A 26,401-nucleotide genomic window follows, 5' to 3' on the forward strand; every position below is an offset into this window, starting at 1 on the left:
TGCTGGCAGCCACCTGCGCGACGAACATCAGCACCATCAAGCGGTCGTTGAGCCTCGCCGCAATGGATGTGCCCGCTGCCGTAGGCGCGTTGGCTGCCCATCGCGTCTTCCGCGCGATCAGTACACGGAGTGGGCCATGAGGCTGGCCAGCATCATCGCGGTGGCGGGGCTGGTGTGGGTGTCGGCGATTCTGATGGTGCTGTTACTGATGCTCGACTCCGACGGCGACGGAAATCATTGCACCGCAATGCATCCTGGTGCTGCAGGCTTATTGCCGCCGGGGACACGGGTGGCGCCGATGAAGTCGGGCACCTACCAGATCACCTCCGGGTTCGGATACCGCGAGGGCGGGGAGTTCCATCGCGGGATCGATTTCGCTGCCGCCGCGGGCACACCGATCTACGCCGCCGCCGACGGTATCGTCACCCGCTCCGGTCCTGCCGACGGGTTCGGCACCTGGATCGTCATCGACCACAACATCGACGGCCGAATCATCTCCACCGTCTACGGGCATATGTTCGACTCCGACCTGCGAGTACGCACTGGTGACCAGGTCGCCGCCGGTCAGCAGATCGCCCTGGTCGGCTACAACGGGCAAGTCGTACCCAGCGGTCCCGGCGGCGCGCACCTGCACTTCGAAACCTGGCCCGGTGGCCGCTTCACCGGCGGTCAGGCCACCGACCCCCAAACATGGCTCGACGGCGCCGCCGAACCCGGCAGCACCCCGACTGTCCCGGCACCGGCTCCCGCGCCCGGCACGCCGCCGGGCGCGGACCGCGCCGCCGCCGCGGCGGGGCCGGAGTTGCCGCCGTTGCCCGCGAGCGTGGAAGCCCACTTGCAGGTCGACGCGGTTCGGGTTGCTCGCGCGGTCGCGGTGACGTTTCCGCAGATCACCACGATCGGCGGATGGCGCGAATCCGATCCCTACCCCGACCATCCCTCCGGGCGGGCGATCGACGTGATGATTCCCGACTACGCCACCGGTGAGGGAAAAGCGTTGGGTGACAGCATCGCCGACTACATTATGGCGCACGCCGCAGACTTCCACGTCGACTACATCATCTGGCGGCAGGTGTACCGGTCGCCGGACGGCACGTCGAATCTGATGGACGACCGCGGCGGCGACACGGCCAACCACTTCGACCACGTACACATCAGCGTGACAGGCGGCGGGTACCCCGACGGCTCAGCCATCACCGGCCCCACACAATCCCCCGGCCGCGCCGCAAGCGCCGGGTGTGAAGCCGCAGCGACCACCAGCGACGGGCAGCTCGCGCCTGGTTCGGTGCCGCCGGAATTCGAGCCCTGGTATCGCCGCGCCGGTGGATTGTGCCCGCAGATCAGCGCGGCGCTGCTGGCCGCTCAAGGCAAAGCCGAAAGCGGCTTCCAACCCCGCGCCGTCTCCGGAGCCGGAGCCCAAGGCCCCGCGCAGTTCATGCCCGGCACCTGGGCCACCTACGGCGCCGACGACGACGGCAACGGCCAAGCCTCCCCGTTCGACATCGGTGACGCGATCATGGCCCAAGGCCGCTACATGTGCGCGATCGCCGCCACCGTCGACACCTGGATCGACGAAGGCAAAGTCCACGCCCCCCACGGACGCACCGAACTGTACCTAGCCGCCTACAACGCCGGGGAAGGCGCGGTCCTGGCATCCGGCGGATTCCCCACCGGCGCAGCGGACTACCTCACCCAGACCCGCCCGTACGTCGACAAGATCCTGGCCACCACCCCCGAGTTCAGCACCACGCTGAGCTGACGACACCGACAGGAGAACCCACTGATGACCAGTGCAATGATCACCGACCTGCGACTACCGCGTCTTCTCGCCGCGCGACCCGACCCCGCCACGACACTGACACGGGCGCGGTTCGCGGTGAACCTACTGCGCTGGCGCGCGACACTCTCAGCGCTGTTGCGCGACTACGACCGGGTCAAAGCCGATCAACACCTCACCGACAGGACCCGGGAGCTGGCGTTGGCGCGCCTGCTGGACTCCATCAACGCCGTTGTCGTTCAGGAGCCGCTACACACCGACCAGCTCCACCTGCCCAGCCGCGAACCACCCGCCGTCGTCGACACCGCCCAGCACTACCTCGAAGCGCTGATCCTGGCAGCCAACCGCACGCGTGCCCGCGGCCGCCTGCTCGTCGAAGACTCGGTGCGCCGCTGGTTGTCGCAACCAACCTCCATCGAGGCGATCGCCGCCCTCGACGGCGACCGGCACGCACAACTGCTCTACACCCTCGACACCGGGCCCGCCTCGTTCCGCGAGGCCGTCACCATGCTGGCATCGGCCTGGTTGTTCGACCGCGTCGATGCCCCCTCACTCCGATGACACCGCGCCGGAGGATGCTGAGTGTGCTGTGTTGTGTCGCGGCTGCGGTCCTGGCCACGCTAGTGCTGACTGGCCCGAACCGTAGTGACCCCAGTGCAACCACGGCGGCGGGGGACGCCGACCACAGCATTCACGGCCCCGCCCCCGATACTGCCGGTGCAGCTGAGGCGGCACAACAGGCTCTGACGGCGCTGTTCACCTGGCAGCCGGTCATCGATGCCACCACCGGGTCGGCGTTGTCACGGGCACGGCCCTGGCTGACCGGCGAATTTGCCCGCAGCTCGCAAGGTCCACCGGGGGCGGGAGTGCGTGAACTACCGCAGTGGGCGGCGTGGCGGCGATCCGGCGACATCGTCACCGCCCGCGCCGCCGCACAGGCCATCACCGGCTGCGACCGCCACCACTGTGCCGTGACCGCGGTCGTCACCCAAATCGTGCTGCACCGCGACGGAACCTCGACTCCCTATCAGGTTCTACACGTCCACGCAGCCACCGAGCACACCGCCGACGGATGGAAGCTCAGCGACTTCCGCATCCAGCAGTAGCTGCCCAGACCGCCCCCAGGGCATCGATCAAGAGCAGGAGCGCACACCAGCGTTGAACGACAACACCTTTCGATCAGACACTCCACCCGAGGCGGACAGTCGATCACTCGACCACGACGCGAGACTCGGCGTCGGGATCCGCCACTCGATGTCCGCAACCCATAGCCCGGACCTGGCGCCTCCAGCGCTGGGAACCTACCTGCGTCAGGTCCGCGAATCCATCCGTCGACCCGGCGCCAGCAAACACCTCTCCAGAGAGAAGGCCGCGACCCGAGTCGGTCTGAGCGCCGCTTACCTTCAGCAGGTCGAAAACGGCGTCCGGGTCCCCACACAGCAAGCGCTGCAACTACTCGCATCGGGCTACTCGCTGACCGCAGCGCAGATCCGCCACATCCGTGAACTGCGCGAGCCTGCCGTGCCGCTCGTCGGGGTGGAGACGCTGCGGGCGCGTGTGGCGCAGACACCTGCTCTTGTCGAACGTCTCGACGACCTCGACCGAGTCGATATGCTCGCCGGCTACTTCTCCCCGCTGTGGCATGTGCTCGCGATCAACAAGACCCTCGACAAGGCATTACCCGGCCTGGAAGAAGCCGGGAACCTTGCGCTGTGGTACTTCACTGCGACCGCGCGCGAGGTGCTGGTCGACTGGGACGAGGAGGCCACGCAGATGGTGCGCTGGCTCAAACCCATTCTCGGCCAACACCGCAGCGCACCCGCGACCCGCCAGCTGCTGACCCGCTTACAAGCCGACGAGCAGTTCTACACGCGCTGGAACGACAGCACCGATATCGCCTACCGTCGCGACGCCGATCGGCCGCTGGTCCTGCGCACCGCGCAAGGCGAGCACCTCGCCGTGAACGTCGAAACCAGCACCGTCACCGACACCCACGGATACATTCGCCTGTTCCTCGGCGTCCGCAAACCACCCGCCGAAGACACTGCGAGAACCCGGTGACAACGTCGGATGGCTGCCTTCATCCGCCCCCTTCACCCCGTCTGGTCCCGCACCCCGGCCCGCGGCTGGAGGATGGGGAGGAAGGTAGGCTCGCCGAAATGATCTTGAGGGTGGGGATTGTGTTGTCGGCGCTTGTGTTGGCGACGACGTTGCTGAGCGGATGTGGGAGCGACATCGCCGGTGCCGCGCTGCCTCAAATCGCTGACAATGGTCCATCGAGTTACCGGCGCGCGTTGAGTGCCCAGGAGCAGTCGCGTCTGGCGGTGTCCGACCGCGTCCGGGAACTCGACGCTTGTGGTTTCGTCAATCAGGCAGCGATCGCGACCCTCGGTGCGCCCGTCTACTTCGGGCAGGGCCAGGATTTCGACAGTTGTATTCTGCGGTTCACACCGAGTATCGGCCCCAGCAGGATCTATGCGGTCGAGATCAACACCGGTCAGCGGGACACCGAGACGCCTCCGACGATGATCGACGGGGTGCCGGTGCGTCTTCGCCCGGCTGATGGCTGCATGGCCACGGTGCCTTACCCGGTGCGGGATTTCATGTTCTGGCTCAAGGGACGAGATAACTCCAACACCTGCTCGGAGGCAGCCGCTTTCGTGCGGGCCGCACTGCCGATGCTGAAGAGCAAGCCGCTTCGCGCGGGTTCGCAGCGTGTACTCGACACCCCTTTGGCCCGGCTCGACCCCTGCGCCGCCCTGTCGGTCATCGGCAAGAACAAGCCGCGGCTGCAGGTCGATACCGGGCTGCGTCCGTACTACTGCAAATTCGCCCTCGATAGCAGCGACGAGACGACCAGCCAGAACATCGCATACACGCAGAAGACTCTCGAGATGCTCGAGTGGGCCCGCAAGGACGGGAAGGTCTACGGCGTGGGGTCTGGGCAGATGCAGATCAACCGTGGATCGCAGAACAGCCCTACCGGGTACTGTTCAGCGGACTTCTACCCCAATGTCGGTTCCTCGCATATCCGCAACTTCACCGGCGATGCCGACAGCCACGGCCCCGAGCATTGGGTGGACGTTGTCGACATGTCCACCCTGGCAGGATGCGCTGCGCTGCAGCGAACCGCGGAAGCGATCCTCGAGTTCTACGGTAAGTAGAACCTGGCGGGCTTGTCCCGCGGCGAGGTGGCCGTCTGCCCATGCGGACTTCCGCAGCTCCGTACGGCACCCCCGCCGCGACCTCTGATCATCATCCGCGCCGCCTGCTCACTGATTTCGCGCGGGAGTCAGTTCTGGTATGCCTTGACTGCGGCGACGGCGAGGTTGCGGGTTTCGGTGCAGCTGGGGCCGTTGACCTTGACTGCTTCGATGCGGTCTTCGGGTGTGCCGTCCCATCCTCGGGTCGGGAACGGCTGGGCGACCCCGACGTAGGCGTGGATGGTGCAGTGGCCGCCGCTGATGTTTTCCTCCACCGAGTCCACGCCGGCGAGCAGCAATTTGCGTGCGTTCGAGGGGACGTAGGTGGCTTGGGATTTCGCGACGTTGAACACGGCGATGGCGAATCTGTTGCTGTCGTTGGGGGTGTAGTCGCCCAGCCATGCGTCGCATTCGTAGGGTGAGAACGCGCGCAGGTAGAACTTCTGCTTCGCGTCGAACGCCGTGTCCAAGGCCGCGCAGGGGTCTTTCGCGGCGCCTGTGGTTTTCGGTATCCGGGTGGAGTTCGCGCGTAAGGCGTTGCGCTCGAGCAGCGGGGCTGAGGCGGTGACGATGGCCCGGAGCGGTGTGCACGGGTCGGTGCCGGGGCGTGCGGTGGCGGAATAGTGGAACGCGCGGCGCTCGTTGTATTGCAGTGCGATGAAGCACGTGTCGTCCGAGCGCAGCGTCGAGGCCCGCCGATTCCCGACCTGGAATGGGGTGCCGCTGAAGCCTGGCAGGACCGATAAGGACACGCCGACGGTGGTGACGCCCTGGGTGAGGGTGGCCCGGTCGATTCGGACCACACATTCGTCCAGGTCCTGCCCGACACCGAAGTACAACGCGCGCCCGAGCGCGTTGACGGACGGCTCGTCGAGCATGCCGCACGGGTCCAGCAGTCGTGCGGTGTCGCGTTCGGCGAGGTCGTCGAGCGAAGAGCCGCCAGTGAGGTTACTGCGGTAGCGCATCCCGAGTGGGGTGGCAGCGCCGTCGACGGTCGTGCTACAGCCGCACACGGCGAGCACGGCCAGCACAAGACTCGCCAGGGCGAGCGTTGGTCTCCTCATCCGTTGGCACCGAACAGGGTCAACGCCGCGGGTGCCACGGCATCGGTGACGCGGCAGGGTGCCTGCAGCGACACCATCGGCTGCCAGCGCGCGGCGTTCTTCGTCGCCGCGGTGGCCGGAGCGCCCGGGCGGTAGGTGTCGACCACCGCGCCCGCGGCGAACCACACCGAGCAATGCGGCTCGCCGACCGCGGTGTTGCGGTCGATCAGCACCGGTTTGCCGCTGACCTGCGCGGCGGCGAATGTGGAGGACGGCTTCATCGCGGTGTCGGCGGAGTTCAGTAGGAAGGTGACGCTGACCATGTCGGTGAGGTACTCGCTGCCCCCGGGCTTGCGCAGCTGGAAGCGGCACTCATACGGTTCGGCTTCGGCGTCGAGCTTGGCCACGGCCAGGCCCGCGGGCAGATGCTGCATCAATTCGCAGGGACTGCGACGGGTCAACGGCACATCGATCTGGGTGTTGTCGCGGCGCGGGAGCTTGTTGTCCCGGAACGCGGTGACGATGTTGGTGACGGTTTCCTCGACCAGTTGGCAGCCCAGCGTGTCCGGGGTGAATCCAGCCGAGCTGACTGTCGCATAGGCAACGGTCGGCACTTCCACGATGTCGGGCACGGCCGCGCCGCGCGCAGCGCGGACCGCGGGGAACCGCATCGGCACCTTGTAGGCGCAGTTGCCGTGAGAGTTGCGGACACCGTCGACGGTGACCGTTTCACCCGCGATCTGCTTGTTGACCTCGTCGTTTGTCGGCGGGTAGCTGGCCATGTCGATCGTCACCTGCGACAAGACCTGCTTGCGGTTGAACTGCAACAACCCGACCTCGCAGGTACTGATCCTCGCATCCGGGCCCAGCGTAGAGATCTGCCCGTAACCAGCGGATATCTTGTCCTGATCGAAGAAACCGCACGGATCCACCGACCGGATCTGCTCGGCGAGGTCGAGCTTCTGCCGATCCCCCGCCGGCACACTCACCCCGAATGTCGGGGAGGCACCCGCCGTCTTCGAATCCGAATCCGGGGTTCCCGCGACCTGCTGCGAACAACCTGACACGACCAGCGCCAACACTACTGGCGCACACCACCACGCGAGTTTCATCCCGCCCCTCTTTCTCCACCCGAGCCACGACCGCGCCGGGCATGCGAACACAACCATCCAGACCACAAGGGCCACAGGGGCTGACGTGCGGCCGCACACCCCGGACGGTAAGCCACTGTTGCCGGTGTATTCCGTATAGGGCGAACGCGCGCACCACCTCCCCGCGCTCGCCATCCTGTCACAGCCGACCCGTCCGGCCCGGTACCGGCGCGACAGCTGATCGGGACGGTGATCGCGACCACGAGCGGACCGAGAGCTGCTGCGGCAGGTCAGCGACCTCGCCCGACCCGCAGGTCATCGCCGATATCGCGGGCGTCTGCGCCCGCAGGCTGTGGTTGCCTGTGGCCGCGTCGAATTCAAGTGAGGCAAACGAGCATTAATGCAAAGTGCATCGTTTGACCGCTGGTGGCGCAAGGGTCGATCGTTGTGTCATAGAGGAGCGCCCACCCGCAATTGCACATCCCTTGCGGGGTTCGCATCGGGAACACATTCGCCACTTCGGTCCCCTGCGGGTGTGTTCCCGATAGTCGCGCATCGAATTCGATGAGGAGACGCTGTGGTGATCGTTGATCTGTCGCCGAGCACGCACGGATGGATACCGCCATTCTGGTGTTCCTCGCGCCAGCGCGACGTGCGGTGGTCGCGTTGAGCGAGCCGGTCGATGAGGTCAGCCGCTCCTTCGGCGTCGGAATCATGAACGGACTCAACCTCGCCCGCCTCGCCAGCGACATCGTGCGGGGGTTGAATGCCGAGGACCGCTCCCGGCTGGAAAGCGAATTGCGGATCCGGCAAAGTAGTGAACTGCATGCAGTGCGGATGGGCAATATCACTGCGGAAGAGGCCCGCAATCAGCAGCGTCACCAGATTTCGATGCTGCAGCGGCAACGTGAGATCGACATCGCGGACGAGGATGTCACACGCCGCAACCTCGACAGCGTCCACCGAAACGCCCGTGAGGAACGCGAAACCGCCGCCAGGGTCGGCAGCGCCTACCTGCAGAACCAGATACGTGTCGCCGAGTTGCGTCTGAAAAGCCGCGATAGTACTGCCGAGAACGCTCGCCGCGAGAGAGCGACGAACGCCCAGGTCGACGCCTCCAAAGCGCGAGAGAACACCGCGCGCACCGAAGAGCAGATCAAACGAGAAGACCAGAGCAGACGCTCCGACCGGGAAAGCAAGGCGGAGAAGCGAGAAGAGCAGCTCCACGCCAACAGGCTCGCCGCTCATAACAAGCGCGAAGCCCGAGCGGACGAACTGCACGATCTGGAGAAGGCGGCTATCCGGCAGCAGATGGAGCTGCGCGAGCGCACCGCCGGACTCACCCAGACATTGACCGGCAACCAGCAGGGTTTCGACAAGGCGATGGCTGCGGCGGGCCGGTTCGCTGCCGCGAAGAGCACCGCCGACCCCACTGCCGGCGACGCGTTCAGTGAACGGTTTCGCGACGACACCGGTCTGGATCCCAGCCAGTTCGATGCCGCCCTCCACGACCTCGGTGATCTCGGCGCCGATCCGGTCGAGACGTTGGCGAAGCTGCTGGAGAACGCGCAGAACCCCGACGCGGACCCGGCCACGCTCCTCGCGGCCCGGTACGTAACGAACCTACTGACCACCGAGACCGATCCCGGTCTGGACGAGGGAGCTCCAATCGGCGAAGCGGTCGCAGCGGCGAACGCAGCCGCGCAACCGGCAGCAGACGCGCAACTCGACACTGACCCCGCCGACAGGACCAGCGCAACAGAGCAGGTTGCCGCCAGCGAGGTGGGGCCATGACCCGCCACCGCCGCACCGACGCAGCGCAAGCGGCCACGACACCGGCGACACACGACTGCCGACCGCACCGCAGCCTCACCGCGGCGACCGTGCTGTCGATCCCAGCTCCGCCCCACCACCGGCCGGGCGTGATCGCCACGGCCCTACTACAGGAGGGTGCGCGATGAATCACCCCATCGACGAGCCCGGGCACCCGAGACCGGTCGGCCCGCCGGCAGTAGGCCCGTATCAGCGACTGGGATGTCTGCTTGTCGCTGTCGCGCTGCACCGCGCGGCGACCGCGCGAGCCGGGCAGCGCTACCCGGACTACAGCCAGGCGCAACGCGGCCACGACCTCGCCGCGCCGCCGGAGGATCTTGCCGCCGCGTTGACCGATGCCGTGGTGTGGAGCGAGGAATCCGCCGTGGCCCGCCAGCAGCTGGCGCGGCTGGTGCAGCACTTCCGCCGCGCCTATGGGCTGGTGATCGACCCTGTGGCGGCGACGGTCGCCGTCGACCCCGGCTTCGACGCCCTCGACACTCAGCAGCGCGCGGAAACCGCTGCACGCGACCGGCAGTCCCGGTTCGCACGGCGGGCAGCGGCCGCGCTGATCGCCGCGTCCGGGTTGACCTCGCACGAGCAGGCACGCGCGGTGGGGGCGGTGTCCGATCCTCGCAGCGGCACGGTCCGCGGTTGGCTGGATGCCGCGCTCGCCACGGCAGGAGTCGGGCGGCTCGACCGGCAGCGGGTGGTGTTCGTGCTGGCCTACCTTTCCGACACCACAGCAGAGTTGGATCTGCTCACCGAAGCACCGGTGCTGGTCGACGCCCGTGCGGAGTTGACCGGGATGCTGCGGCGGGAGATGGAAGAAACCCGCGATCCACACCGCGGTGTGTTCTTCGGCCCAGGGGAGTACGTGACCGGCCCCTGGTTCGAGGCGGCGGTGCTGTCGATGCCGGAGCCGGACCGAGAGTTCGCCCGCCAGCTGCGCGTGGCGGTGCGCGAGGGCAGCCGGATGCCGCAGCTGCCGTGGCCGCGTCAAGCCCACCGCGCGGAACTGGAACAACTGGTGTGGGACTACATTGCCGCCACACGGGATGTCCACCAGGCCGCCGAGCGGCTCGCGGTCGACCCGGACGCCTTCACCGGCCGCGTCCTCAACCAGGTCCATAACCTTTTGCACGACGTCGGCGCCACCCGCAGCACGATCGGCGAGCAGATCGATCGCGGCGAAGGACTGCTCGGGATCGAACGCCTCCGAGTACGGGAGGTCCTCGACGGGTTCGCGATCGGCCCGGCGCACATGCCGGGATTGCTGTTCGTCAGCGAGCGGCACAAGCAAGCACAAGATCTGTCCGAACGTTCCAGTGCGGTAACCATTCTCGCTCAGAGGGCCGCGTCGGTGATCGACGAAGCCCTCAACCGAGCGGGGATCGTGGTGTTGGAGATGGATCCCGCCGCAGAAGTCGCCGGCGCGATCAGCGACATCATCAGCTCGTCGGTGCAAGACCACATCTACGACCTCGCGAGCGGACGCGACGTCTATGACGACGACAGACGCGGACGAGTCAGCTTCACCCGTGCAGTGGACACCCTCGACCAGGCCCTGGCGGACGCCGGGGTCGCGGCACAGCAGCGTCGGGAACTGCGCGCCACGCTCGATCAGCTCGCCACCGCCGCGCACCAGTTGAGCGCTCCGCTTCTCGCGCGCCATCACGCCTGGCACGAGCGTGTCGCCGAGCTGACCTCCTCACCCGGCATCGACTCGGCGTTGCTGCAGACGGCCGACCCGCTGGCCCGCGCACTGTTCGTGCAGACAGCGCCACCGCAGCAAACGGCACCCGGCACACAGACCGCCATCGACGCTGTTCTTCCGCCCGCTATCAAGCGCACCACCACTGTGACCCCCGCAGACGGTCAGCCCACCACAGCCACTGCGGTCGAAAGGGGCGCCGCACCCCAACTGTGACGCGGCAACCCCGCGCACCCAGCGCGGTCAGGCCGCCAACACGCCACACCGGGCGCTGATCGGTCGACAGCGCTCGCGTCCAGGCACGCCTGCATCCCAGCCACCACACCGCCCAGCCCGACATCGCCGATCACGCGTCCGGAAGGAGACACCCCGATGAGCATGCGGCAGCCGCGAAACGCCGATCAGCGCTCGCACTGCGGCCGCGACGACCACCGACCGCAGGCAACGAAGGTCGCCGCCACGACGCCGCGGCACACGGTCCGGCGGCCCCGCCCGGCCTGCGTTGCCGACGCCGACTCCGGGATGGACGCCGCGACAGCCTCCGACTGCGGCGGCGTGATCGTGGGTGGGGAGCGTGCATGCCGAGGCAGGCGATGAGCCGCGCGTCTGCGGCGGTGCGCGCCGGAGACCTGCCTGCCGAGCAGGCAGCGGTGCTGCGCACGATCCAGGAGTCGGCCGCGCACACCGCGCGCCTGCGCACACGCATGCTCAGCGCAGACCCCGACGTCGCGACCGCCACCGCAATGCTCGGCGACATCGAAAAATCCACTCACCAGCGCACGCGCGCCGAAGCCAGTGCCAACGCCCTCGGCATACCCGCGCAATGGATCAAACGCGCCCGCGAGTTGGGGCAAGACGGCCACGAGTGGAGTGAGGATCAACTGTTCGCCCGGCCGGTCCGGCCCAGAGGTCGCAGCCCCACCAGCCGCCTGACCGAGCACACCCGTCAGTTGACCGAGATGGCCGCGATCGCCGCCGCGCGCACGCATCGCCTCACCATCGAAGGCATCGAATGGGAGCCAGCCCCCGCCGCGGTACGCCAGTTCCGCACGAATATGCACACCGTGTGGGCATGTGCCGCGCGCGCTGCGGACGCGATGCGCATCCGGGGGCGCGAACCGGGCCGTCCGTGGGAGATCAGCGACGCGGAATGGCGTCAGCTTGTCGGTCGCCACGCGAACGCGCCTCTGGCGAGCATCGAGCAGGAATGGCGCCGATACGCCGAGCCGCAGATCGCCGCGAAAGCACAGAACTCGCTGACGGAGTTGCGGCGCATCTTGAACAGCGTCGCCCCGCCCGCCTCGGCGGTGGACTGGGAGGAGCCGCCGCGACCGGATGCGCTGATCGTGCGTGCGCAGGAGGCGTTGCATGCGGTGCTGCGTGAGCGCCTTTTCCAGCAGCCCACGCGCACGCGCCCAGCTCGTGGCGCCCTCTCACCGATCGGGTCTGCGATTACCGACATCATGTCGGCGACAGGCAACCGCGCTTGGTACGCCGCACCCCACCTCAACACCGCGGCTGCCCCGGCAGCCGCGCCCCAGCGCGACCTCGGAGTCGACCGCTGAACCACCGACCGCCAGCAAGCCATTGAAGGAATCGAGGAACCCATGTGCATCCGAACACCGGCCCAGCCGCCCCAGCTCGACCGCGAGCACACCGACGACCGGGCACACCCGCCCATCCCAGCGGTGAGCATCGCGCATCCGCGATCTGTCCACCCCCGCCAGGCGTCGGCGGCTACGCGCGTCCGCGGTACCGCAGCCGCCGGTAGGCGTCGCGCGGTATTCGATGACACCGCAGCACAACGTATTCCGGCGACCGGGTGTGCGGCGGCAGCGACGAGTGCGCGCGCGGTCACGGCATCGTCGTCGATACGAGAGGTCGGCGAGCGGTGACCGGCGCATCGACCCACGGTTCGATCGGCAGCGATCGTTTCGCCCAGTACGGGCTCATCCCGACAGACCTGCAGCAAGCACCCATCGAGCACGACTTCTCCGCCGACGCCGCGCGTGACAACCGGCACACCAAACATCTACGGGGACTACAGAATCTGGCCGTCGAGGCGAGCCGGGAACAACACCCTGCCGGGCAGACCCCAACTGCGCAGGCTTGGCTGGCGGCCACCCCGCGCTCCGCGGCGCTGGAGACCGCGCTGCGCGCCGCCACCCGCGATGCGACCGCCGACGGCGTGCCTACCGAGAAGATTGAACGCGCTGTCGATCTCGGCCGCACCGGCGTGTACTGGCATCAGCAACCCTCCGACCCCACGTTGGGCCGTCTCGAACAGATGAACGCCGCACTCGCCGCAGCCGAGATGGACGCGGCGGCGCTGCGCGCACTCCTCGACCAAGTACCTCGATTCGTCCTCGAGGCGTGGAGTCGAAAGGTCGCCCACGACCTGACATCGACGCAGTCGGCCAGCGCCACTGCCGCGCAACCCTCCCTGGCCAGCAGCATCACCACCGACACCACAGTCGAACACAGCGCAGGCAACACACCCAGCACGATCGGCTCCGCCATCACCGACACGATGCCCGACACAAGCGGCGCGCCGACGTGGACGAATGAGACGTCGCTGGCGCCAGCAAGCACCGACCGCGGCATCAGCAGCCAGGGAGCAGAGCTGTGAACCGCCCGACATCGCACCCGTACGCGTGTGCGGCTGTCGCGGGTCGGCATGGGCGGGGAAGGAAGCAACGATGAGCCCGGCCCGCGAATCCCGCCGCCGCACCACCGCGGGCATCGGCGAGGAACTCAGCGCACTGCTTGTGCTGTTGGCAGTCCTCGCGGTCGCTGTCCTGCTGTGGGTCGCGTTGAGCCTGGGCAGCGCCGCCGCGGGGTTGCCTATCCAATGGAACCCGACCGCGGCACTGCTCGAGGTAGCGGTCGGCGACCGAGCCTGGCCATGGCAGTCCACCGCGATCGCCGTCGCGATCGCCATCCTCGCCGCGGCCGCCCTCACGCCCTGGCTACGGCGGCGGCACACAGGTGATCGCTTGGAAATCGATGCCGCCGCGCGCACGATGCAGCGCCCCGGGCAATTGAGCATCGGCACGCTGCGCGCGAACAGCGAAGCCGCACAGCGGCTGCTGAAAGACGCACCCGAGCACGTGCGGGCACGCCCGGGCCCGCCGCTGGGGTTCACCGTCGCCGGAGATCTCGCTCTACACGTCCCGGCGGAGATGTGTGTGTTCATCGAGGCCGGTGCACGCACCGGCAAAACCATGGCCTGGGCCATCCCCGCCATGATGTCGGCGTGGGGGCCGGTGCTGGCGACCTCCAACCGGCCCGACCTCTACCGCCACACCGTCCTCGGTCGCCGCAAGCAGGGTCGCGAGTGGCTGCTGGATCCGCAAGGGGTCACCGGCACGGTGCAGGTCGGGTTCTGGGTGAACCTGCTGCGGCAGGTCACGACGCTGGCCGCGGCCCGCAAGCTGGCATCGTTCTTCGTCTCGGCATCCAAAGAGAAAGACGCCCGCGTCGACAGCTACTTCGACGGCGGCGCGCAAGACCTGCTGGCGTGCTACCTGCTGGCCGCCGCCTGCGCCGGAGGCGACCTGCTGCATGTCGCCGAATGGCTCGGCCACGACCAGGACACCACTCCGGCACTGATCTTGAAGAAGATGCGCAAACGGCGTCCCGCGCAACGGATCCTGGAGTATCAAGCGCTGTACTCCCGCCAGCGTGACGGGCTGTTCGACATGGCCCGCAGATTCCTCAACGTGCTGTCGGATGAGGTTTATGCGCAGATGGTCTGCCCACCGATCCGGCGCACCATCACCGCCCACGAACGCAGCGAACACGACATCGACATCGAACTGGGCATCGACCTCCACAGTCCCCGCCACGATCTGCCCGAGTTCGACCCGCGGGAGTTCGTCACCAGCAACGACACCCTCTACGCGTTGAGCATCGAAGGCCCCGACTCCGCGGCGCCGTTGACCGCCGCGCTGGTCGGGCAAGTGCTCGAATCGGCGTTCACCGCCGCGCGGGCCCGCCCCGACGGACGGCTGGCGGTGCCGCTGCTGGCGGTGCTCGACGAAGCCGCCAACTGCTGCCCCATCTCACTGCTACCCAGCTACTACACCTACGCCGGCGGGCACGGCGTCATCCTCATGACCTTCCTGCAAGTCCTCGAACAAGGCAAAGACCTGTGGGGTGAAAACGGGTTGAAAACCATCCGAGCCCAAGCGATCGAGGTCTACGGCGGCGGCATCAGCGACACCGAATTCCTCCAGCAACTATCCACCGTCACCGACGAGCACGACGTCGCCGACCGCTCCCACAGCGTCGGACCCGGCGGCGCCAACCGCACCCTGACCTGGCGCGCCGAACCCATCCTCAACGTCGCCGCCCTGGCAGCGCTACCCAAACAGCGGGCCTTGGTGCGGCTACCCGGCCACCGCCCGATCCTGGTGCGCAAACCCTGGTGGCAGGCCAGCGAACACGCCGCCCTGATCACCGCCTCCCTCGCCCAGTTCGACAAAACACCCAAACACACAGTGCATCTCGACCCGGACACCGACAACGAAGACGAAGACGAGGAGGAGCTGTGACCGGCAAGAAACGCAACGCCACCGCCAACCCCTCACCACCGCCACCGCAACGGTTTGCGGATTTCGTGACCTTCGCCGAATCCTGGCTGCTGCCGTTACAGAGCGTGCGGCTGGCCGAAGCCAACCGCGAAGGCACCTACACCTGGTGCACCAAATGGTGGGCCCACCGCGCGGTCGCCGTGCGCATCGCACACCTGCACACCGCGTTCGAAACCTTCCGCGCCCGCGAAGACGCCGCAGCGGTCAGCTCGTACCTGCTCGGGCATGTCGACCGCCACTTCCAGATCATCTTCGACGCCGCCAACGGCCCCCTGCACCGCTGCACCCGCACCAAACACGTCGCGGTGCCCTCGCTGCCGTTCGACCCCGTCCCCCCGGAATGGTTCGGTCCCGCCGTCGCCGCACACCCGCCCCCGACCGGCGACGGGGCAGAAGACCAGCCGCCGCCGCTGCGGTTTCCCACCTTCGTGGAGTTCACCGAGCAATGGTTGCTGCCGGTGATCTCGGTGCGACTGATCGGGCAGGGCCGCGAAGGCATGTGCACCTGGTGCCGTCAGTGGTGGCGGCACCGCACGGTCGCCGTCCGATTCGCCGCCCTGCACGCGATCTTCGAAGCCGCGCGCCGCAGCGAAGACCGCAGCCAGATGAGCAGCCTGTTCGTCGGCCACATCGACCCTCACATGCGGCTCATCCTCGACGCCGCCAACGGGCCACTGCACCGCTGCACACCCGAGCATCACACCGACAGCCCCGGCCTGCCGTTCGCCGACGTACCACGTGACTGGTTCGCTCCGGCCGGTGCCGGCCTCGCTGTCGAGGACGCTGGATTTGGACCAGATTTTCGCTCCCTCAGCGACTTTCGCACAACGTGACCGGGACCACCGCAGCGCGACCAGCCCTAACCCGAGAGTCGAGGCCGAAAACCAGACTGTTTCTTCCGGAATGGGATCTGACAACCTCACCGGTCTGAGCCGCTCAAGGTCTGAATGGCCTTTAGAGAGGTGGGCAGATACCTCCCTGCCGAAATGCCGGAACGCGCATTCCGACGCTGTGTCCTGTTACGGCAACCCGACTTGAGGTGAGCCGCTCGGCGCGGGGTGGGGTTCCGGACTGGTAAGGACCCGCATTCAAGTGGTCTGGGTTCTGTTCCCCCGGGATCACTTCGTTGAGTCGCGGCGGTTTCTCTGGTGGAGTAGGTCGTCCAGCTTCCGCCGGCCTCGTTCCAGACCCGTGCTGAAATGCATTGGTTGCCCGCCCCGGCGGCCGGGAGACAGCCATTGGTTGTTCCGGACAAGCCGGTTCCGGTATCACCAGGGGTAACAGGCCGCCATCCGCGGCAACCCGCAACTTTGTTGGATTTTCCGCCAGTCCGGGACCCCGTTACCAACCGTCGAGTGACCGGAACCCCATAATGGGGCGTTGAGCTCGGAAGTTGCGATTGACCTGTCAGAAGGCGAGCGTGAGGTACTAAGCCGCGGCCTAAACGAATGGGGCGGTCCAGCTCGCTGCACCGAGAAGTTGGCGGTCGCGATGGGCTTTCAAAGCGTGGCTGACCTGTTCGAGCAGAAGCGGCGATTGTATTCAGCGCTGGCCTCGAACGAGCCGTTGAGCGCCCAGGATTGGCGACGAACTCTGGTGGCGACCGAGATCGTTTTCGCCAGCGACACCTTCGGATCCGGCATCGACTGGGAAACCACCACAGGGCTGTCCGACGAGGAGACCATCCGTGTCCTGCGTCGGCTGCAGCGCAAGATCCTTCGCGCGCTGCACCCATGATGGCTAACCAGCAGTCGACGAGTTCCTGACCGCTCCAACTCCTCGGGGGTTCCGGACTCGCAGGTGCCGGTTTTGAGGTAGTCGGTATTCCGGTCCGGTGGGCGGTAGCGGGTCAGCGGCTGTGGTCGCCGGGTGCGTAGTGGTTCCAGGTGCCGCCGGCGTGCTCGCGGTGGCGGTGAGCGGTGGTGTAGTGGATGCCGAGGGCGTCGGCGACGACCGGTGCCGGTGCTTGCAGGACGAGTTGCCGCAGGGCGGAGATCCGGCCGGTGATGGTGGGGACGCCGGTCTTTGCGGACTGCTGGCCGAGGGTTTCGGGTCGGAGCGGTTGGCCGGCGCGGCGACCTGGAAACAGTCAGGGGGAGTTCGGGTTCGTCGCGGTGCGCATGTTCGTGCGCTGGTCGATCAGGTCGAGGACCAGGTCGGCGAACGGCTCGGGAACTGGTGTCGGTGGTTCCCCGCATCGGATCGAGACACTGTCGCCGCTGGTGACGACATCGTCGATGGTGAGTCGGACGATTCTGCTGAGTGGCTGCCCGCAGAGCAGCAGCAACGTGAACGCGACTCGCAACCGGAGGTCGATCGCGTTGTCGGTGAGGAGTTTCCGCAGGATCTGCAAGCGCCGGTGCTGGGTGAGCGGCTGCCCGGGCCGCGCCGGTGTAGCCGGGATGTCCAGCCGCGCTATCCGTCCGGAAGACCTCGCCCAGTCGAAGAAGGACTTGCAGCTGACGCGCCTGTGACCCAGATGGGTGGCGTGCCAGCGGTCGAGTGTGGCTTGGTCGCAGCGACGCAAGGTCAGGTCTGCTTCGGTGAGCCAGGCCAGGAACTCGGTCGCCCGCATGATCTGGGCGCCGGCGTTGCGGCGGCTGCCCGGTGTCAGTAGTCCGCTTTCGGCCAGGGCCCGCAGCCGGGGCTGAACCTTCCAGGTGGCGGACTCTTTCACGATCCGGCGATGGTGGTAGTCGCCGATCGCGGCGAGGTGACCAGGCAGCCAGCGCTCGAAAACCGGCCCGCGCTCAGGCGAACCGCCGCGCAGTGATGCGGGCAGGTCCTACGCTGTCTTGTCCGAGGATCAGTTGGGTTCGTCAGTTGGGGGGAGCCATTGTCCGACACTGCGTTGTTGCTGATCGACCTGCAGAATAGCTATCTCGTCCAAGACGTCCGCGATGCGCTGGGCTGGCCGCCGATCTGGCGGTTGGACCAAGTGGTAACCGAGTGCCGTGAACTGGCCGAATCTGCCCGCTCGATGAGCGTCCCGGTGGTGTATTCCCGTCAACTTCCCAGGCCGGCGGGGTCGTTGGCGCTGAATCCTCGCTCCGCCCGGCATCGACGCTTGCGCGCCCCGCTGTTGCCGCGCCTGACGGCCGAGGATCGGCTCTGGCGATCACAGATCATCGATGCCGTGGCACCGCAGCCCAATGACCTGGTACTCGACAAAACCCGGCACAGCTTCTTCGCATACACCGAACTCGATCCGATCCTGCGCAGTATGGGCGTCCGTCGGCTGATCGTCGCCGGGCTGCAGACCAATGTGTGTGTCGAAGCGACCGTTCGGGCAGGTTTGGAACGCAATTTCGAGGTTGCCGTCGCCGAGGACGCGGTCAGCACCGATGGACCCGCCCTGCATGTCGCGGCGCTCAATGCGATGCGGGTGCTCTACGTCGAAGTTGCTCCCTGGCGCGAACTCATCGTTCCCGGCGCGGCATGGGATCTGGCGTACCGGACACCGAACTACGGTCGCGATCCCGCCTACTGGTCTGACCCGAACATGCCCATGCCCCGGTAGCCGCCAACTCGCATTCGGCATCCATGAGCCACCGCGCATCCGGGGCACGGCCGGCGATGATGCCGCAGCGCCGCGACGCCGTTTCGGCATGGCGCAGCAAAACGAGTAGACCCCGACGTACCCGAGCGTGAGAATTCCGAGTACTGGATCGCAGATTGTCCGAGCCCGCACTCGCGCCCCATGGGAGGTGGACAGAGGGCATGTCAGAGACGACGCGCGATCAGTGACGCTGCCTACAGTCTCGAGCCGTGGACGTGCGAGTTTTCCAGGTGTGGCATAGTGGGACACGAGACCGGGCTCATCGAAGTGATCTGCGCGGCTCATCTACAGAAAAGAATTAGTACAGCATGGCTCAAGGCAGCGTGAAGTGGTTCAACGGCGAAAAAGGCTTCGGCTTTATCGCTCAAGACGGAGGCGGTCCTGACGTCTTCGTGCATTACTCGGCCATTGGTGGCTCGGGTTTCAAGACCCTCGATGAGGGTCAGCGTGTGGAGTTCGAGATCGGGCAGGGCCAGAAGGGTCCGCAGGCTCAGGACGTCCGCGCTCTCTGACCCAGCGTGACTTGCAGGCTCCGCACCGTAATGGTGCGGAGCCTTTCTCGTTTCAGCCGCTCGGCTACCGGTGGTCGACACCGGCGGCGGGGACGGACCTGCTCTAACGCGCGCAGGCGGGCCTATCGCGCGGAGCGCGCGTTCGTGGCCCCGAGGGCGGCAGCGAACAGAGGCCAGGAGTTGTCCAGGCCCTGCTGCCAGTAACCCCAGGGGTGGGTGCCGACGCCGCGGAAGTCGAATGCCGCAGGGAGTATCCGACTCCTGCAATCTTTTTCGCAGGTCGTGCGTGCACTGGTTGGTCATGGCTTCGAGGACACCGCCACTGACGATCTGGCTGACCAGCTTGCCGCCGCGTTGCCGTCGATGCCCGGACCGTGGTGTGTGTCCAGTGCTCCTGGCGTGCCGGTGCCGGTGGAGACGTAGATGGTGGTGCGCGGAGTTGTCCGGCGTGGAGGTAGCGGTCGTTGGCGGCCCATTGGGGGTCGGTGGGCGGCCCCCACATGTTGAGGGTGTTACCGCGCCATCGTGTGTCAACGGCGGTGACCATGGCTTGGCCTTGCGGATCGCTGGTGCGCACACATCCGCTGTGGCAGCCGTTGGCCTTTGGCGTCTATGGCACGACGGCCGGGCTTCCGGCGATTGCGGGGCCGGTACTCGGAGGCGCGCTCATCGCTTCCCGACGGGGCGTGCAGAGGCGGGCTGGTGCGGGGTGGCACCTGCGGTCGATGTGGGTCGTCGGGAATCGACGCAGGGTGCGGTCGCCAGGGGGCGCCGCGGGTGCTCGTGCGGACCGGCCCATTGACCACCTGTTCATTTCACAACTCCAAACCGTCAGCCGGTGCGGGATGCTGCTGTTCGCCCGTGCGCTCGGGGGCGGTGATGTCTGTCGGTCGCGGCGCGCGTTCGGTCGAGCGGCGCTGGGCCTGTTCGCGGTCACGTTCGGTGTCGGAGAGGGATGCGCGGCGGCGTTGTTCGGCACGCAGCCGGTCGAGTTGCTGTTGCCAGTGTCGGTGGTCGGGAGAAGTAGTGGTCTCTTCGATCGGGGTGGTAGCCGGTGGTGAGAACTTTTCGGGGTGGGCGAGGATGTCGTCCCAGTGCTCGGGCGGGCCGGCGAGGAGTTCTGCGTCGCGGTGGGCGTCGTCTGCTGTGCGTCGTACGGCGGCGACTGCTTGGATCAGCTGCTGTTTGGTGCGTCGCAGCGCGTCGAGTACGGTCTCGAGGCGCATGGGGTCGCTGGTGGAGACGCGTTGCGTGCGTGCGGCGGCGATCTGGCGGCTGGTGCTGTGGAGGTGCTTGCTCAGATCCTCGACGGCGGCTGCGGCCGAACGCGCGTGGGTGATCGCGTCGGCGGCCGCGACTGCCTGGGTCCGGGCAGTGCCGGGGTCGGTGCTCGGTGCGGCGGCGGGAAGCGTATCGGCGGCGTTCATGCTGGCGGCCAGCGCGATGTGGCGGCGGGTCTGCTCGATGCGTTCGCTCAATTCCGCATCCGACAGGTCACCTACAGGGGCGGTGGCTTCGGCACGGGCGTGCGCGGCTTCGGTGTCGAGTCCGTGGTCGAGCACCCAGGTACGGATGCGGTGGCGGTGAGCGAGAGGGACGCGGCGCCAGTCGCGGCGCAGGAACGCCAACGCGTCCGGCGCGGGCCGGGTCGCGGCGACATGCGCGCACCGGGCCTCGATGTAGCGGTCGGGGTCGTGGGCAGGAATGCCGCGCACGCCCTGATCACGGCAATCACTGCACAGCCCGTCATCGCGTTCGGTGTCTCCGGTGACGGGATCGAAGGCCGGTCGGTCGAGGAGGGGCCGTTCGAATCCGCAGCTGACGCACGGCAGATCCCGCTGTGATTCCAGCAGCGCATTCAGGTGCGCATCCCGGCCAGGGTTTTCGTTGCGGTGGCGGGTGCGGCTGGGGTCGGTGTCGTCGTCGAATCGGTCATGGTCATCGCTTCGGTTCAGCATGGGCCGGCCGACAGGGCGGTCGCTGTCCACGATCCGAACCGATCTCACGGTCCGGCCTGATGTGCGGGGAAGGTGTTCGTCGTATCGGGTCCGGTCATCGGCGTCGGGCTGGATGATGTAGTCGATGTCGCGGTTGGTGTAGTTGAAGACGACATCGGATTCCCCCTGCTGCTGAGCGGCTGGAATGCGGCGGGCGGGGTCGATCCAGCGGCGCCTGTTGCGGCGGTACTGGGGTTGGCGGGTGCTGTTATCGCGGCGGAAGATTCCAGGGTCGGTGTCGGGGATGCAGGCGCGGATGAGGTCGGCGCGGTCGGGGAACTGCGTGGCGGCGTGTTCCAGGCGTGCGCGGGCGACGGGGAAGGCGTAGCGGCGCAGCGTTTCCTCCACCCGTTGCAGGGTGTCGCGGTCCAGCGCGCTGGCAGCCTCGGCGATCCGGGCGATGGCTTCAGCCGCGGAAGTGACCTGTCCGGCTTTGAACAGCTCGGCGACCGCGCGGATCTGCGCGGCAAGCGGCACACGCTCGAGCGGCGCGGCGGCCGGGGGAGGACTGTCCGGCGGATGCGCGGGGGTGGGATCGGTCGCTGGCTGGGGTGCGAGGTCGTCCATGGTCGACTCCGTGGGCGCGGACAGGGTTTCGGCGATGTGGTCGGGGACCGGGGGTATGTCGGGTTCTGTGGCGGGGTATTCGTCGAGGTCGGGAGGTTCCGCAGCGGGCGGGGCGGGGTAGGTGGGTACGGCGCGGGTGAGGGCGTCGATGCGCCAGGCCAGTGCGGTGGCGAACTGGTCGGCGCGTAGCCGGTCGTGGTGGTCGCTGCGGCCGCCGACGAGTAATTCGCTGGCGACTTCGAGTAGTTCGCGGGCGCTCCAGCCGGATTCGGCGGCGCGGTCGATGGCGGCGACGACTTTCGGCCATGCGGGGTCGGCTAGGACCCGGTGGGCGGCGCTGTCGCCGAGCACCGCGCGCAGTTCCGGTGTCCACGCCGGTGTCAGGGGCGTGTCGGGGTGGGGGGTGTCCAGGGCGCTGGGGCCGAGGGTGATGCGTGACCACAGCACAGCGGCGGGCATTTCGTCGGGCAGCGGGCGTGCCGCGGCGGCTTCTGCCAGTAGAGCGGGGACGTCGATGCCGGCGCGGTCGGCGGTGTCGAGCCGTTCGGCGAGGATCGGCCAGAACGGGTCGTCGGTGACGCCGACGGCGATGCGTTTGGCGACGGAGGACCACTTGTTGGTGGCGAGGTTGGCATCGCCGATCGCCTCGGCCGCGCGGGCGGTGAGCAGTTCGTGGTGGTGGCGTTCGGCGGCGACGAACCGGGACGGTCCGGCGGGGCGGCGGTCGAGATCATCGACATGCGCCGCGGCCCGCCACACCGCGAGATCGCCGAGTAGCCTGGGGTCGGTGCCGATGAGCGGACGTGCCCACAGCGGCGCACTGGCCGGGGTGAAGCCGGCAGCCGCGGCGCGGATATGTTCGGCTAGTTCGGTGATGATGCGGGCGCGGGCGGCGAGGAACCCGCCGACATCGGGGTCGGTGCGCAGCGGTTGCGGGATGCCGGGGACCCAGGGCAGCGGGCCGGGGGGTGCGGAGTGGGCGCCGGAGGTGTCCAACCGCCAATCCAGCACGGCGGCGACATCGTCGGCGGAGCCGAGTTCGCGGCCTTTGATCGCGGTGGCGAGTTCGGCGATGGCGTCGCGGCCGGCCAGCAGCAGCCGACCCAGATGCTGACGCAACACCAGGTAGCCGGGGCTGCGGGTCAAACCCGGCCACAACGCCTCGGCTTCGCGGTCGATGCGCGCCAACACCGACGGGCCGAGGACGTTGTCGATGGCGACGGCCAGGGCGTCGAGGTAGATGTCGGTGGCGCGCCCGAGCCGCCGCCACGGATCCAGCGTGTCGCGTAGTTCGGTGTGGGCGGAGGTGTCGGTGTCGGCGCGGCCGAGGATCCGCACGAGGATTTCCACGCCGGTGCGCGGCAGCACGGCTTCCTCGGTCCAGAAGGAGGGCTCGTCGCCGTCGACGGTGGTGGTGAGATATAGGTGGTTGCCCGCGCGGCCGCGGGTGACCGCCACATACAGCTGCGGGCGGGTCTCGTGGCCGGTCAGCGCGGTGTGGCAGGTGTCGGCGGTGATGCCTTGGGCGGAGCCGATCGTGGCGGCGTAACCCAGCCGCACGTGAGCGGCGACGTAGTCGCCCGGTAACCACACCCTCGCGCCGAGCTGGCGGTGCTCGAGTAACTGCACCGCGCTCAAGGACCCGTCCGCATGCACGGCGGTGACGATCCACCGGTAGCCGTTACGCACGTAGTCCTCGGCGCCGACGGTGATGCGGGGGTTGTTGAGTCCGGTGCGGATCGTGTCACCCACCGACGCATGCAAGGTGTCGGCCAGTTCCACCTGCGCGCCCGCCGCTTCGCCGGCGAGGCGGTGGGCGCGGGCGAGCCGGTTGAGGTCGGTGACGACCGCGTGGTTGGCGGCGAGCATGACGCTGTCGCGTCCGGCGGTGTGGTCGGCCAGCCACCCGGTGAACGCGGCGTCGGCGACGGCGGCGGGACTGCCGACATGGATGCGGCCGTGGTCGAGGTAGTAGGCCAAACCGGCCGGGTCGCCCTCACGCAGCAGCAGGCTGGCCTCGCCTTCGGCGTCGTCTGCGAAACGCACGATGTGGGTGAGGGTTTGGGTGCGCGAGCCGGCGGCGTGGATCATGTCCTGCACCGCGCCCCCGGCATCGATCGCGGGCAGCTGCTCGGTGTCACCGACCAACCGGACCGTGGCTTTGCGTGAGCGCAGGAACATCAACAACCGCAGCCGGGCGGCGTCGGCGATCTGCACGTGCTCATCGACGATGACCAGCGTGCGGTCATCGATATCCAGAACCCACTGCGGTAGCGGCGGCGGCAGCCGGTCGGGTTCGAACAGAAACCGTTCACGAGTCGGGGTGTGCCGTGCCAGGACGTGCAGCAGTTTGTCGACCGTCTCCACCCGCACCCGAATGTCGGCACCGAGGACGGCGGCCGCCCGCGCGGTCGGCGCCAGACCGAGCACGGTGCCGCCGTCAGCCAGCCACGCGTCTGCCAGGACCCGCATGGCGGTGGTCTTGCCAGACCCCGCGGGCGCGTTGGCCATCTGCACCCCCGCCCCAGAGGTCGCGAACGCACGGACCGTCGCCAACTGCCCCTCGTTCAACCGCCGTTGCCGATTGCCGGGATCCGCGTTGAACGCCGCGATCGCCGCATCCACCACCGCCGGAGGAACCGCGCGGCCATCGCGGGTTTGGGCCATTTCGATCAGATCCGCTTCCGCGGCGAGCACCTTCGGGGAGGTGTAGAGCTGGGCGTCGGCCGTGCGGTAGACGGAGCTGCCGTCCGCGCGAGAGAACAACACCGGCACCGCCGCGAGTTCGGGGTGGGCTGCCACGTCCGGGTCGCCGCGCGCTACCGACCGCGTCGGGGCGAGCGCTTGTTCCTCGACGGCGGCACCGACATTCGCCCACTGCGCGAAACCCACCAGGCCGCGTATCACCCGTTCGACTTCGGCGCGCACATGGGCGCGCCGCCACACCGACCGCTGCGCCGACACCGTCGCGATCACCCGGTCCGCGCAGCGGGCAATCCAGTCAGCGTCGATCTCCGGCCGCACCGGTGCACTCGGATGTAGCGCGGCCGCGATCATCGCCGCCAACGCCGCCTGCCCGCCGAGAACGCCCAGGGCTTGGCGCCGCCACGCCGCGCGTTGTTGAGCCAGCGACCGCGCCGCAGGCTTGGGTCCGCGGGTGTCGAGGATGGCGCGCTGCACCAGTTGATACATCTCCACCGGCAACGGTTCGCGTCCGTAGGTCGCTTGATGCGCGATCGTCAGCTCACCCAGCCGCGCGGTGATCGCGGCATCACGCTGTGACCAGTACTCGTTCAACGCCGGGTCCACCCCGACGATCTCCCGGATCGGGCGCTTGCCCGGATCCAGGCCCGCCCGCTCGGCGAACCGCAACCCCAGCAGCCGTTCCAGATGCATTTCCAAGCGCGTGTTGTAGATCTCCGAGGCGGTGACCGCAGCACGGTAGAACACCGCGCCATCCAGCGTCCGCCACTGCCCGTCTGCGGCCCGCGACTTGTTGGGGCACACCACATGGGTGTGCAGATCAGGGTCACCGGCACGCGATTCGCGGTGATCGAACACCGCGGCGATCAACCCGTCGACCTCGACCTGGCGCACCCCGTTGCGGCCGACCCGGGTGAAGGTGGCGTGCTGCTCGAGATAACGCATCGCGTCGGCGACCGCGAGGTGATGGGCCTGCTCGATCCGTTTCGACACATCGCGTGGCGCGACCGCCCACAGCGTCGATACCGACTTCACCGGCGAGAACGTCCAATCGAAACCCGCCACCGCCGTGGTGTGCTGACGAGAATTACGCGCCACCCACCCCGACAGCTCCCGGTCATCCAACGGGGGACGAGCGAAGCGCTCGATGAACATCTCCCGCGCCACAGCGGTGCGGATGGCGGCCCGCTCCTGGTCCGGGATCGGCGCATAACGAGGCTGTCCGCGCGCGGTGTTGTAGTCGTTGAACGCGACCGCGCACCGTTTGCGATACTCGCTGGCGCCGTTGTAGATCCGGAACGGCGCACCCAACTTCGACGCCTGCGACGCCGCCCGCTTCGCGTCTTTGCGTTTCGCGCCCCGGCGGATCTCCTCGGCGATCACGGCGGCTTCGATGGCGTCGGCCTGCGGATGGCGGCCCAGCCCGAGCAGTGCCTTCATCTGCGGCTCGGTCACCACATCCCCGGCCCGCACCGCCGAGCCGTCCACTGGCATGCCCCGGTAGTGGATCGCCAACGCGGCAAGCCCCGAACCGAACCATCGCCCCGGCGATTCACCGTGCGCGGAGTAATAGTCCGCCAGGCTCGAACGGCCCCGCTCGGTCGCGTCGTGCGCGGCGATATGCCGCAGGTAGTACTGGTAGCCGTCGCCAGCGCTGATCTTGGCGAGGGTGACGGTCACACCTCCATGACAGAACCCCCTATGCTCTGTCGGCCAGCCGTCTCGGTGATGCAAACCGCATTAATGCATTACAGCAATAGTCCGCCGTTATGAAAAAGTTATCCGGGATGCAAGAGGTATGACGGGCGAAAAGGAGAAAAGAAGGGGG

At 67.8% G+C, this 26,401-nt stretch carries 19 protein-coding genes; 15 read left to right on the forward strand and 4 right to left on the reverse strand.

All coding sequences use genetic code 11. The annotated features are described in order from the left end of the window. Nucleotides 1-136 precede the first annotated feature (136 nt). From ABZ824_RS37810 to ABZ824_RS37830, 5 genes are all read left to right on the forward strand, one after another. A complete protein-coding gene (locus ABZ824_RS37810) occupies nucleotides 137-1,759 on the forward strand; it encodes a M23 family metallopeptidase (RefSeq protein ID WP_356969483.1) in 1,623 nt (540 codons plus the stop codon). A gap of 24 nt (nucleotides 1,760-1,783) precedes the next feature. Further along, nucleotides 1,784-2,338, forward strand: coding sequence for a hypothetical protein (locus ABZ824_RS37815; protein WP_356969485.1), 555 nt, complete (start codon nucleotides 1,784-1,786; stop codon nucleotides 2,336-2,338). A gap of 305 nt (nucleotides 2,339-2,643) precedes the next feature. Further along, the gene (locus ABZ824_RS37820; RefSeq protein WP_356969487.1) at nucleotides 2,644-2,883 is read left to right on the forward strand and encodes a hypothetical protein; all 240 of its coding nucleotides are present in this window, start codon (nucleotides 2,644-2,646) and stop codon (nucleotides 2,881-2,883) included. Nucleotides 2,884-3,031: 148 nt separating this feature from the next. Beyond that, on the forward strand, nucleotides 3,032-3,838 hold the full coding sequence (locus tag ABZ824_RS37825) for a helix-turn-helix domain-containing protein (RefSeq protein WP_356969489.1): 807 nt from the start codon (nucleotides 3,032-3,034) through the stop codon (nucleotides 3,836-3,838). Nucleotides 3,839-3,936: 98 nt separating this feature from the next. After that, nucleotides 3,937-4,941 (forward strand): hypothetical protein, encoded by a 1,005-nt coding sequence (locus ABZ824_RS37830; RefSeq protein WP_356969491.1) that lies wholly within the window; start codon nucleotides 3,937-3,939, stop codon nucleotides 4,939-4,941. Nucleotides 4,942-5,069: 128 nt separating this feature from the next. On the opposite strand, the gene ABZ824_RS37835 is transcribed toward ABZ824_RS37830, so the two are convergent. Together ABZ824_RS37835 and ABZ824_RS37840 are read right to left on the reverse strand one after the other, a co-directional pair. Next, nucleotides 5,070-6,044, reverse strand: a complete 975-nt coding sequence (locus ABZ824_RS37835) for a hypothetical protein (protein WP_356969493.1) — start codon at nucleotides 6,042-6,044, stop codon at nucleotides 5,070-5,072. Further along, on the reverse strand, nucleotides 6,041-7,012 hold the full coding sequence (locus ABZ824_RS37840; RefSeq protein WP_356969495.1) for a hypothetical protein: 972 nt from the start codon (nucleotides 7,010-7,012) through the stop codon (nucleotides 6,041-6,043). Before ABZ824_RS37840 ends, ABZ824_RS37835 begins: the two co-directional genes overlap by 4 nt. Nucleotides 7,013-7,726: 714 nt before the next feature. On the opposite strand from ABZ824_RS37840, the gene ABZ824_RS37845 reads away from it, so the two are divergent. The 8 genes from ABZ824_RS37845 to ABZ824_RS37880 all read left to right on the forward strand — a co-directional run bounded on the left by ABZ824_RS37845 (nucleotide 7,727) and on the right by ABZ824_RS37880 (nucleotide 16,972). After that, complete coding sequence (locus ABZ824_RS37845) at nucleotides 7,727-8,908, forward strand: hypothetical protein (protein WP_356969497.1); 1,182 nt, start codon at nucleotides 7,727-7,729, stop codon at nucleotides 8,906-8,908. Between the two features lie 163 nt (nucleotides 8,909-9,071). Beyond that, nucleotides 9,072-10,856, forward strand: a complete 1,785-nt coding sequence (locus tag ABZ824_RS37850; RefSeq protein WP_356969499.1) for a hypothetical protein — start codon at nucleotides 9,072-9,074, stop codon at nucleotides 10,854-10,856. Between the two features lie 156 nt (nucleotides 10,857-11,012). Beyond that, complete coding sequence (locus tag ABZ824_RS37855; protein ID WP_356969501.1) at nucleotides 11,013-11,237, forward strand: hypothetical protein; 225 nt, start codon at nucleotides 11,013-11,015, stop codon at nucleotides 11,235-11,237. Then, nucleotides 11,219-12,205 (forward strand): hypothetical protein, encoded by a 987-nt coding sequence (locus ABZ824_RS37860; RefSeq protein ID WP_356969503.1) that lies wholly within the window; start codon nucleotides 11,219-11,221, stop codon nucleotides 12,203-12,205. The genes ABZ824_RS37855 and ABZ824_RS37860 overlap by 19 nt, the downstream gene beginning before the upstream one ends. Nucleotides 12,206-12,531: 326 nt before the next feature. Next, nucleotides 12,532-13,269 carry a hypothetical protein gene (locus ABZ824_RS37865; RefSeq protein ID WP_356969505.1) on the forward strand — a complete coding sequence of 246 codons (738 nt, stop codon included), beginning with the start codon at nucleotides 12,532-12,534 and terminating at the stop codon, nucleotides 13,267-13,269. Nucleotides 13,270-13,339: 70 nt separating this feature from the next. Next, nucleotides 13,340-15,196, forward strand: a complete 1,857-nt coding sequence (locus tag ABZ824_RS37870) for a TraM recognition domain-containing protein (RefSeq protein WP_356969506.1) — start codon at nucleotides 13,340-13,342, stop codon at nucleotides 15,194-15,196. Then, nucleotides 15,193-16,068 (forward strand): DUF4913 domain-containing protein, encoded by an 876-nt coding sequence (locus tag ABZ824_RS37875; RefSeq protein ID WP_356969508.1) that lies wholly within the window; start codon nucleotides 15,193-15,195, stop codon nucleotides 16,066-16,068. The genes ABZ824_RS37870 and ABZ824_RS37875 overlap by 4 nt, the downstream gene beginning before the upstream one ends. A 547-nt stretch (nucleotides 16,069-16,615) precedes the next feature. After that, nucleotides 16,616-16,972, forward strand: a complete 357-nt coding sequence (locus ABZ824_RS37880) for a hypothetical protein (RefSeq protein ID WP_356969510.1) — start codon at nucleotides 16,616-16,618, stop codon at nucleotides 16,970-16,972. Nucleotides 16,973-17,324: 352 nt separating this feature from the next. On the opposite strand, the gene ABZ824_RS37885 is transcribed toward ABZ824_RS37880, so the two are convergent. After that, nucleotides 17,325-17,912: a hypothetical protein gene (locus ABZ824_RS37885; RefSeq protein WP_356969512.1), complete on the reverse strand. Its 588-nt coding sequence runs from the start codon at nucleotides 17,910-17,912 to the stop codon at nucleotides 17,325-17,327. A gap of 177 nt (nucleotides 17,913-18,089) precedes the next feature. Between ABZ824_RS37885 and ABZ824_RS37890 the strand changes: the two genes are divergently transcribed. Both ABZ824_RS37890 and ABZ824_RS37895 read left to right on the forward strand, forming a co-directional pair. Then, nucleotides 18,090-18,755, forward strand: coding sequence for an isochorismatase family cysteine hydrolase (locus ABZ824_RS37890; RefSeq protein WP_356969514.1), 666 nt, complete (start codon nucleotides 18,090-18,092; stop codon nucleotides 18,753-18,755). A 347-nt stretch (nucleotides 18,756-19,102) separates the two neighbouring features. Beyond that, the gene (locus tag ABZ824_RS37895) at nucleotides 19,103-19,306 is read left to right on the forward strand and encodes a cold-shock protein (RefSeq protein WP_356969516.1); all 204 of its coding nucleotides are present in this window, start codon (nucleotides 19,103-19,105) and stop codon (nucleotides 19,304-19,306) included. An 815-nt stretch (nucleotides 19,307-20,121) separates the two neighbouring features. On the opposite strand, the gene mobF is transcribed toward ABZ824_RS37895, so the two are convergent. Then, a complete protein-coding gene (gene mobF / locus ABZ824_RS37900) occupies nucleotides 20,122-26,253 on the reverse strand; it encodes a MobF family relaxase (protein ID WP_356969518.1) in 6,132 nt (2,043 codons plus the stop codon). Nucleotides 26,254-26,401 lie beyond the last annotated feature (148 nt).

Origin of the sequence: Nocardia sp. NPDC047038, from assembly GCF_040644075.1 — a bacterium.
Lineage (GTDB): Bacteria > Actinomycetota > Actinomycetes > Mycobacteriales > Mycobacteriaceae > Nocardia > Nocardia sichangensis.